The sequence below is a fragment of the Aneurinibacillus migulanus genome, from assembly GCF_001274715.1.
GTDB lineage: Bacteria > Bacillota > Bacilli > Aneurinibacillales > Aneurinibacillaceae > Aneurinibacillus > Aneurinibacillus migulanus.
The window spans coordinates 31,860-41,080 of record NZ_LGUG01000012.1; the positions used below are offsets into that span (position 1 = coordinate 31,860).

The following is a 9,221-nucleotide window of genomic DNA, read 5'->3' on the forward strand; positions in this document are numbered from 1 at the left end:
ATATATTCCCCTGCACGAGAGAATTTAAACATGAGGATCTTCTGTGGCTGGCGGGCCACAGAAGCAAGACAAAGAAATACTGGCGCAATATACAGTACGAGACATAAATAGAAAAAGTTTCAAATAAAAAAATTCCCCTCAACGGCGGCTACCGAAGAGGGGAAAACACCTGCTCATACTATTACCTACATTATATCACAGAGCGGGGGAATACAGATGGCAGAGCTACGTGAAATCGCAAATAATCTCCAAACAGAAGAGGCGAAAATCCCTTTAAATACAGAAGGTAAGGACAAGCTTTATTTAACAACCGGGATAGCTGCATATGAGGTCAAGGCTCCCCTTTATGGAACAGTAGAGCTTGTAATAGTTGATGGTGAAGTCGTAGACATTGTAAGCAAAGAGACACTACGTATTCCAGGCAGAAGCCGGAGAAAGAGGTAGCGATGGATATTGTTGTAGCGGTACCTAAGAGCGAATATGAGAACTTTGCCAAAGAAGTCGAAGAGATAAAACAGGATCCGGAATTACAAAAGGTTTGGACGCTATCACGCATACCGAAAGAATTGAAACTAGGTAGCCGGATGTACTTTGTTTATGATGGCCGTGTCGCTTATTCCGTCCGAGTTACCAATATAAAAAAGGACTCGGCAATCAAATGTGAGACAACAGGCCGGACATGGGGCGGTAGATGCCAAGTATTCGGGGATGACCTAAGAGAAGAACAAGGACCGGAAATGCGTGGCTTCCAAGGATTTAGGTATCGGCGGTGGTAGAATGAGCGCATTTTGTATTCTTGTTTCTGTCTATTGTTGCTTTGTTTCGTTAACAGGAGCAGGACAAGATGACTTTGAAATTTTTGCTGCTGCAGGCTCTTTGACTTTTGTATTTTTCTTATTAGCGATTGTTTTCTTGTTCATATAAAAATAGCTATTCGGACTGTATAAGAAAGCATAAAAGGAGTTGGTAGAAATGATGGCTTATTGTTGTGACCATTGTAAGAAAGTTATTGATTCTGAAGACATTGAAGCAATTGAAGTAAAGCAACCATATATACGAGCATTGTTTAGTGATGAAGATTTTGTACCTGCTAAACGCAATAAACATAACGAAAATCAGAATGTGCATTACTGTGGTGAATGTAAAATGGACTATCTTACTGAGTGGTTAGCTTGATGAACGACTTAATCCGATAACCCATAAAAATATACGTCTGACCAAACATTGGAGGACACCACTTTTACTAAGCTCAAGCGGGGTTATATGCCTTGCTACAGGCTTATTAAAGGCGGTGTCCTCTTTTTATTTGAAAAGGGGGATAAAAAGATGAACATTCTTGCTGTTTTAACTCATTCAGGGATATGTGCGGCTAATGGAGAAGCGCGACGAATGGTATACCAAGGTGCAGTAAGGATAAATGAGCAGCTTATAAAGGACGTCGATCACAAGTTAAAGGATGGGGTATACACCATCACATTAGGAAGGCGGATGAATCGACGTGTACACATATTGGATGGCAAGATGGTATACCCACGGAAAGATGAAAGGGACGAAAGGGAATTCAGGAAGACAGAGCAGATGATGCATCATCCGACTTGGAAGCGTGTAGGCGGAGCAATGAAGCAAACGAGGCGGTAACGGAGATAGATAACCACTAGCTTAACAAAAAATACTCAGGAGGCGGTTTTATGCAAACCACAATCAACCCAAATCACAAATATATCGAATCAGTATGCAGTAAGTGTCCAGGAACCCACTGGGGGAAAAGTGCTAAGTGCCGGATCCATGATATGCACATCGGAAAAATCTCTTCATGTCAGCAATGGGATGATAAAGAAGCAGAACAGTGGATAGACGATGATGGCCAACTTGCTCTTACCAACTTGGAACCAGTACTCGAATTGCTCCATGTTGCTCAAGACCAATTAGACGGGTATTACTGGATGACACAACAAATTGAAAAGTTACGAAGTAAGATTCAATCCGGATTAGGAAGTAACGACGATGTGGCAGCTGGTACAGCCCAGTATGGTATTGAAGCAACATTACCCAAAGCAAGGGGCAGGAATAGCGATCCGGTGTTTAGAGAAGCGCGTAATAACCTGCAAGCATGGGAGCGGCTAAATAGACGAGTAAAACGTTTTGAAGACAAGGTGAAGCGGGTTGATGCGTTTGCGGAAAAGAATAACCTATCTGAAAAGGAACAGATTGTTCTTGAGGGCATCATGGATGGCCAAAAGATGAAGGATATTGCAAAAGAAATTGGAGTATCTCGTACAAGAGCACAGGAATTAAAAAATAAGGTTGTAAATGACTTAGCTTGGGCTATCTATGATGAAGAAAAGAAAAAAGAAAAGGCGCTCTCTTAGTGAGAACGCCTTGTTTTCTTGCAACGGGTGTTAAAAACCGACACTTCCGACATCTCCGACACTATCGACACTTCCGACACCTCCGACACTTTTTGCTTGTCTAGATTCCGGCATGATAAACTGAGGGCAACCGAATAAATCAGATAGCCGCTTCTCTTTGGAGGCGGCTTTTCTTATACCTTGATACGTCACTCTTCCCTTATCGTTCGCGACATACGCTTATTGCAGGGGTAAATGCAATGAAGTCGAACGAACCACCTCCTGCCGGCTGATTACCGACAAGAAGCCCGTTGACCGCATGCGGGTAAGGAGTGAATCGCGGCGGCCCTCCTGGTGCCGCAGTAAACCAGGATACAGACAAGACGTTAGAAAAAAGAGCGACTAACTTGCAGGGGATAACTGAGCAGCTCTCTTTTCAAATAATAGATTCACTTGTTTCAGCAATTCTTTCATATCGTCCGATCTATTCAAGGGATGCTTTATATTTTGTTCATACCAAGAAAGGGTCGCTTCAAGATCTCTTAATTTAGAAATAAATAAATCGCGTCCTAAATCTTTTAAATGTTTTTCATCCAGTTCTAAAAGTCCTTTTAACGCATTAAGTTGTGCAACAAACCCTGAAACAATACAATCCTCTACCTCATAGGGAATATCATGCATAAGTATCACCTTCGATTCTTTTTTTAACCAGTATTGACGAGATTATCGAATTACAGTCAAGACAACTTGCCTGTGCTTTTTTTGTTGGTATAAAACAAGGGAGGCGGATATGTTTGGGGCTTAAAGATGTAGTTATAGCAATCCTTTCACTGGCTGACCTGGATACGATTAGAAAGAAGCTTCGGGAACTGGCAGATAGATGGGAAGCAATATACGAAGAGAGACGCCAGACCCAATACGAGAATGAAAATGACATATGGCTATGGAGGAAATGTGGAGGAATATTCTATGGAGCAAAAACAACCGTCTGTACGGCATCTAGTTATTACAATGCCTCATCCAAAAGCGGAATGGGAAGAATGCGTGAATGCTCATCGGGAGCGGGAACGGCTGCGGTGGGAGCGGAAGAAACGGAATATGAAGAAAGGTAAAAGGAAGTGATGACATGTTCAATCCCTTTGAAGGAATTGGAGTCCTGGTACTTCTCCTCTTAATCCCGTATATCTTGTTGCGTTGTATTGCGTACCCATTCAATATGATAGGTCGCTTTTTGATTGGTTAGCGGATAAATACGCGGATATAGTTAGCTTTTAAGGCGGTTCTTTATATGGACTACTTAACATCTGTAATGAATGGGATTAAAAATATCCTGTGGCATATAGAAACCAATCGTGAGTACGCATCATTAGAGGAAGTAGAGCGGAGTCTCAAAAATATGCTGAACGACTATGAACAAATAAGGAAGTAATAATCGTCGCCAACAGGCGGCTTTTTATTTTGCGATTTACTTATAGTTTGTCGCCTACAAAGGGTTCGGCTACTGTCCCCGTAAAACAGTGTTTTTTTATTGGGAGGGAAAATGCGTTGATAAATGCAGGCGGGATGCAGACGCATAAACAAGAAAGGCAGGTGAAAACAATGGAAAATCTTAATGGTGTAACTGTAGAACAAATGATCGAAACTAAAGCGCAGTTCGGTATCGGGTTAGCTGTTGACCTTATGAAAGAAGGGTACAAGGTAACTCGTGCTGGATGGAATGGTAAAGGAATGTTTGCGGCATATCAAAAAGGATACCCAGACGGAATACCTTGCAATGCACAAACAGCAAAGACATGGGGAATGAACGAAGGGGATTTGTTCAAATGCAGACCTTATCTGCAATTAAGATGTGCAGACGGTACCCATGCTATGTGGACGCCAAGTACGAGTGACGTTTTAGCAGAAGATTGGATGATCGTTGAGTAAGTAGTAGTCAACATATTGTGTTTATACGGTGTTGGAGCACCTTAACAAAAACTCCTATTCTGCTTTCAAATGTTTCCTCGCGGGACTTGATACATTTGCATAAAGCGCAACCGATAAGCAGAGACGCCTTCCTCTGCTTCTATCGTTGGCATCCTGAGTCCTTCTCCTGTCGCAATAAGACATAGGTGGGAACTGATCACAGTACCGGTCTATAGGAGACAGTATACCGGTTGAGAGGCGGTTCGGGGTGTGAACGATAGATTAATGAAAGGGTGAAACCGATGAACAATCGTAATTTACGTTTAGCAGCTCCAGGAGAAAAAACGGACTTTAAAATGGTTATCAAAGCACTAATAGATGATTTACCAAATCATATTGAACGCTGCGCCATTCTATCCCAAATGATGTTCGAATACAAAAAGGCGCTTATTAAGGAAGGGTTTACTGAAGTAGAAGCCTTAGAAATTATCAAGGCGCATGGAGCGCGGGTAGGTAATTTGTAAATGTACGACTGTGAAGAATGCAGGGAGCTCTTCTTTGTTAAATGTCCGTGTTGCGATACTGAATTCTGCCCAAGGTGTGAAAAAACAGAAAGGGATGAAGAAGATGAGGAATTGTAAAAAGAAACGCGGTGACAAGAATCCTGTAAGGTTAACGCCAGAAGGATACAGCAAGATTGTGCAGGAACGGGAACGTATCCTTAAAGAGAGACTGCTGAATATAAGAGCGGAAATACAAAAAGCGAAAGGGTTTGAAAAAGAAGCCTTAGAGCGTGAAAAGGATTTTCTGTTGCATAGGGTGTTATTTCTCGGTCAGTTGATCAACAACTGTAAAATCATCGAACCTACGCCAATTGATTTATCAAAAGTATCTACATGCGAGCTACATGCGGAGCTGGTGAAGCGTGAGGGCGTGCGGGAAATCATCGTTACTCCTGAAGAGTCACTTCCAATGACCAAATGGGAGGAGAATGGAAGATGGACTCCATTTCCAGCAGTACAAGGACCAGCGCGGATATTGATTAACGAGGATTAAAGGAGAGGGGATATAACATGTTACCACATGAGCAAATGGAATTTGAATTAGCGATCGACAAAATTAAGAGAGATATGGGTAATCACATTAAATTGTGTCAGGTAGTATCAGAATCCATGTTTGAGTATTACAAAGCATTAATGGATAAAGGCTTTAATGCACAGCAAGCATTACAAATCGTCATTGCTCATGGAATTAATCCAGGGAATGCAAATAGATAAGTATCTTATTGAATAAATTGACTGGTAAAGGGGTGGGTCAAATTGCCCCTACCTATAAAAGTTGGTCATAGGCTTACTTTTATTGGGAATAATCCTGCGGACTACAGCAGGGACCCTGTCACTGAGCCTGTTAAGTAAATTATACAGTAACGTTCACCAAAACAGGTGAGCGTTAAGAAAAATGTAGAGAGCGGCGGAATAAAAGGATGGATTGGTAAGAGGAAATATATCTCTTCTGTCGAATAAGTGGGCGGGAGGGATATAGATGAATGTAGAGTACCTGTATGAAAATTATGATGTTCATACCTGGATAAAATACAACCCGCATGAGATGCATTATTGTCTGTATAGACCAGGAGAGATTGCTGCAGGATTTAAAATCGTAGATGTGTATCATGCCTTCTGCCATGGAAGAGCTTGTTTATCGGATATGGAAGTTGATAACTATGGGCAGCTTATATCTAAACATGACGATCTGCATCTTACATATATAAGGGCTAGGTTTTTAATGGATGCCTTAGCTTTTTATAATTACTGTATTGATTTATCATGGCAAGTAGTATGGGTTTATTATATAGAAGATAAATATGAAATCATAAATGATGAGAAAGAGTTTCTTAGAGCTATGAACAGATGTAAGTTGCCAGAATTAAGTTATGAATTAACATTACTCCGTAAAATAAAAATAAGAGATCATATAGTCGGCTTTTTTGATATGCATTTAACGAAACTTATAAGGGAAAAGTATAACTATATAAAGCATCGGGGAACATTCTATTTTGAAGGTCTAGGAAGAAATTCAAAGCGCTTCTCAATAACAGTAGATAATTTTGCTCCAAAAATGTTATCAAGAGAAGAATGGGATATAAATGAATGGAAAAGTAAATTAATGGAGTTTGATATTGCATTTAAAAGATATTTTGATTCAATAATAAGGTTCATAATGCCATCTGGTTATAAAGATGAAACTTTTGATATGTTTGCTCTATCTTCATATCATACCTACTTAAAAAATAACTTTGTAAATGGATTAGAAGCATAAGCTACTCTCTCTGGAGTGGCTTTTCTTTTTCTCTTTTGCAAAACAAATAACTCAACCCATTATTTTACATTGTGTATTTTCGGATGAAAATATGATATGTTAGGGGCAGATAAACGAGATTTTCGCAAAAACATTATGCACGATTTTATGCATTCAAACTGTTGCAATCAAAAATGAAACACACGATGAAATCAGGCTTTTTCATGAATGTATAAAATCCTGCATAAACACGGGCTAACCAAGCCGATTAAATGCAGGGGAATAAAGGTTGTTAACATAATTCAGGTTATCGGACATACAAGTTATATGCATATTAGGTCGCTCATTCGAGCGACCTTTTCTATTGGAAAAAATCAACTTCAGGTGGTGGTGATGATGTAGTGGCAAGAGCAAGAAGTCCAGACAGAGACAGAGCGTTTGAAATGTGGTGTAACAGCGATGGAAAAATGAAATTAAAGGATATCGCTGAAGCGCTTGGAGTGTCCGATTCCAAAATTCGTAAGTGGAAATCAATGGATAAATGGGATGATCAATTAAATGGAACGCTCCACAATACGAAAGGGAGCGCTCCATCTGAGAAAAAGGAACGCTCCAATAAGGGGGGTGCTCCAAAAGGAAACCAAAATGCGAAGGGAAATCGAGGCGGACCGCCCCTAGGGAACCGGAACGCTGCTGGTCATGGAGCGCCAGAACGAAACTCTAATGCAGTAACCCACGGCCTCTTCCGTAAGTTCCTTCCGGATGATGAAGATACTATCGAACTGATGGAAGCTATTAACGAACGCGGCCCACTAGAAATGTTGTGGGATGCGATCGTAATCAAGCATACGAATATTATCCGTTCTCAACAAATTCTTTTTGTAGAGGATAAGTTCGATGAAACACGCGTTCTTACAAAAGTGAAACCCGGTGAGTTCGGGGACGAAGAACAGTGGGAGTACCAACACGCTTGGGATAAGCAAGCAAGTGCTATGAATGCCTATTCGCGGGCTATGTCAGAACTTCGCGGATTGATTAAAGATTACATGACATTGAGTGGAGAAGATGATCACCGCCGTCTGCAGCTTGCTCAAATGGAGCAAAGTATGAAAGTACAACAAGAAAAGCTCCAAATCGAAAAAGAAAAGCTGGAACTTATGAAAAAGCCAGATAAAGAGGATATACCTACAGAACTTGTTGTGCGGAGGTGGTCGTGTGACAAGTCTAGCCATTGATCCTTTTGAGGGTTGGAATCCCCATGCTAAACAAATTGAAGTTATGGAGAGCACCGCCAGAAATGTCGTCATGAATTGTGGCCGCCGGGGAGGAAAAACGAATGTAGGCGCTCGTAAATTCTTCGACAACATTCTTGCTGATATTGAAAGTGGCAAAGGATTGCCCTATAAGCCGCCCAAAAATCGAAAGAAAATCAAAAAGCCGAAAGCACGCCTCGAATATTGGTGTGTAGCTCCTGACTACAACATGTCCGAGATTCAACAAGAGGAGCTATCTCTTGTCATTCCAGAAGACATGATAGAGGACTGGAATGCATCCGGTAACTTTATATGGCTCAAGGGGTACGTTCTTATCCGCTTTAAGTCTGCTGACAATCCTAAAAAGTTAGTAGGTCGTGGCCTTGATGGTGTGTGGTTAGATGAGGCCTCTAAGATGAAGCCGGAAACATGGTCTGGTTATTTGGCATACGCTTTGGCAGATAAGGGCGGGTGGACCATCTGGACGACAACGCCAGAGGGGATTAACTGGTTTGCAGAAGATATTGTGCTGAAAGGTCAGTTTATCGATGCCGGACTGGAAGAAGACCGATATGAGAATGACCCTGAATGGAGAAACTTCTATTGGACTTCCGTTGATAATCCAATTCCTGAACTACAGAAGAATATTAAGCGGATGATCGAAACGTATCCAGAACGGTACGTAAAACGTGAGATATACGCTAAATTCAACGTTTTCCATGGTCAGGTATACGAAGAATTTGACCGTAATGTTCATTTAGTAGACATTGAACCCATCGATTTAAAGAGGAGGCTATTCCAGGTTACTTATCCGGATGGGACTGTCCGGGAAGTGATGTTCAAACGCTATATCGGCGGATTGGACCACGGATGGAATGACCCGGCTGTCCTTCTCGTTATTGGCTGTACAGATGAAGATTACTACATTATTGAAGAAAGGTACGCGTCACAGATCAATGTTCTTGTAGTAGATAATACGGGGAATCTAGAGGATTGCTTAGTCAAGCGGTATAAAGAGCTCCATGAAAAGTACCCTATGAATGAAATTTGGGCAGACCCGTCTGGAACAGAATATATCGCTACCTACCGAAGATACGGATTGCCTGTAATTCCAGCAGATAACACAATTGGTCCTGGTATCAGACATGTAAGCAGTTTATACAAAGTGAAGGAGGACACGAAACGCCCTAATCTTTATATTTCCCGTTCTTTACGCAACACCATCAAAGAAACTGAGAACTATCGGTACAAAGATAACAAGGATGGTGGAAGTAAAGAAGAGCCAGAAGACAAAGAAAACCATACCCAGGATTCGAAGCGTTATGCTTTATATAATGACTACCATCGTCAAAGAAAAGCAAGAGCGCGTGAAGAAAGAAAGAAAAAAGGAAGAAGAAATTTGTATTAGATTGGAGGT

General features: G+C 41.2%; 16 protein-coding genes. 14 read left to right on the forward strand and 2 right to left on the reverse strand.

Features of this window, described 5'->3' with window-relative positions; translation table 11 throughout:
- Nucleotides 1-216: 216 nt before the first annotated feature.
- The 5 genes from AF333_RS28920 (at nt 217) to AF333_RS28940 (ending at nt 2,369) form a co-directional block, all read left to right on the forward strand.
- Entirely contained in the window at nt 217-444 is a 228-nt protein-coding gene (locus AF333_RS28920; RefSeq protein WP_043063252.1) for a hypothetical protein, read from the forward strand.
- A gap of 2 nt (nt 445-446) precedes the next feature.
- Nucleotides 447-776 carry a hypothetical protein gene (locus tag AF333_RS28925; RefSeq protein WP_043063251.1) on the forward strand — a complete coding sequence of 110 codons (330 nt, stop codon included), beginning with the start codon at nt 447-449 and terminating at the stop codon, nt 774-776.
- Nucleotides 777-972: 196 nt separating this feature from the next.
- Entirely contained in the window at nt 973-1,176 is a 204-nt protein-coding gene (locus tag AF333_RS28930; protein ID WP_043063250.1) for a hypothetical protein, read from the forward strand.
- A 150-nt stretch (nt 1,177-1,326) separates the two neighbouring features.
- Nucleotides 1,327-1,638, forward strand: coding sequence for a hypothetical protein (locus AF333_RS28935; protein WP_139189082.1), 312 nt, complete (start codon nt 1,327-1,329; stop codon nt 1,636-1,638).
- Nucleotides 1,639-1,688: 50 nt separating this feature from the next.
- A complete protein-coding gene (locus AF333_RS28940; RefSeq protein ID WP_052811656.1) occupies nt 1,689-2,369 on the forward strand; it encodes a helix-turn-helix transcriptional regulator in 681 nt (226 codons plus the stop codon).
- A 30-nt stretch (nt 2,370-2,399) separates the two neighbouring features.
- On the opposite strand, the gene AF333_RS34035 is transcribed toward AF333_RS28940, so the two are convergent.
- Together AF333_RS34035 and AF333_RS28945 are read right to left on the reverse strand one after the other, a co-directional pair.
- Nucleotides 2,400-2,561 (reverse strand): hypothetical protein, encoded by a 162-nt coding sequence (locus tag AF333_RS34035; protein WP_158502244.1) that lies wholly within the window; start codon nt 2,559-2,561, stop codon nt 2,400-2,402.
- Between the two features lie 189 nt (nt 2,562-2,750).
- Nucleotides 2,751-3,029: a hypothetical protein gene (locus tag AF333_RS28945; RefSeq protein ID WP_043063248.1), complete on the reverse strand. Its 279-nt coding sequence runs from the start codon at nt 3,027-3,029 to the stop codon at nt 2,751-2,753.
- Between the two features lie 113 nt (nt 3,030-3,142).
- Here AF333_RS28945 and AF333_RS28950 point away from each other — a divergent pair, with 113 nt between their 5' ends.
- From AF333_RS28950 to AF333_RS28985, 9 genes are all read left to right on the forward strand, one after another.
- Entirely contained in the window at nt 3,143-3,460 is a 318-nt protein-coding gene (locus tag AF333_RS28950; RefSeq protein ID WP_043063247.1) for a hypothetical protein, read from the forward strand.
- A 176-nt stretch (nt 3,461-3,636) separates the two neighbouring features.
- Nucleotides 3,637-3,777 carry a hypothetical protein gene (locus AF333_RS34040; protein ID WP_158502242.1) on the forward strand — a complete coding sequence of 47 codons (141 nt, stop codon included), beginning with the start codon at nt 3,637-3,639 and terminating at the stop codon, nt 3,775-3,777.
- A 203-nt stretch (nt 3,778-3,980) separates the two neighbouring features.
- On the forward strand, nt 3,981-4,274 hold the full coding sequence (locus AF333_RS28955; RefSeq protein ID WP_043063299.1) for a DUF2829 domain-containing protein: 294 nt from the start codon (nt 3,981-3,983) through the stop codon (nt 4,272-4,274).
- 281 nt (nt 4,275-4,555) lie between these two features.
- Complete coding sequence (locus AF333_RS28960) at nt 4,556-4,777, forward strand: hypothetical protein (protein WP_043063246.1); 222 nt, start codon at nt 4,556-4,558, stop codon at nt 4,775-4,777.
- A 34-nt stretch (nt 4,778-4,811) separates the two neighbouring features.
- A complete protein-coding gene (locus AF333_RS28965; protein WP_043063245.1) occupies nt 4,812-5,309 on the forward strand; it encodes a BC1881 family protein in 498 nt (165 codons plus the stop codon).
- A gap of 17 nt (nt 5,310-5,326) precedes the next feature.
- Nucleotides 5,327-5,530, forward strand: a complete 204-nt coding sequence (locus AF333_RS28970) for a hypothetical protein (RefSeq protein WP_043063244.1) — start codon at nt 5,327-5,329, stop codon at nt 5,528-5,530.
- A 265-nt stretch (nt 5,531-5,795) separates the two neighbouring features.
- Nucleotides 5,796-6,572, forward strand: a complete 777-nt coding sequence (locus AF333_RS28975; protein WP_043063243.1) for a hypothetical protein — start codon at nt 5,796-5,798, stop codon at nt 6,570-6,572.
- Nucleotides 6,573-6,952: 380 nt separating this feature from the next.
- Entirely contained in the window at nt 6,953-7,786 is an 834-nt protein-coding gene (terS, locus tag AF333_RS28980) for a phage terminase small subunit (protein ID WP_043063242.1), read from the forward strand.
- Nucleotides 7,767-9,212, forward strand: coding sequence for a terminase large subunit domain-containing protein (locus AF333_RS28985; RefSeq protein WP_043063241.1), 1,446 nt, complete (start codon nt 7,767-7,769; stop codon nt 9,210-9,212). Before terS ends, AF333_RS28985 begins: the two co-directional genes overlap by 20 nt.
- Nucleotides 9,213-9,221: the final 9 nt, after the last annotated feature.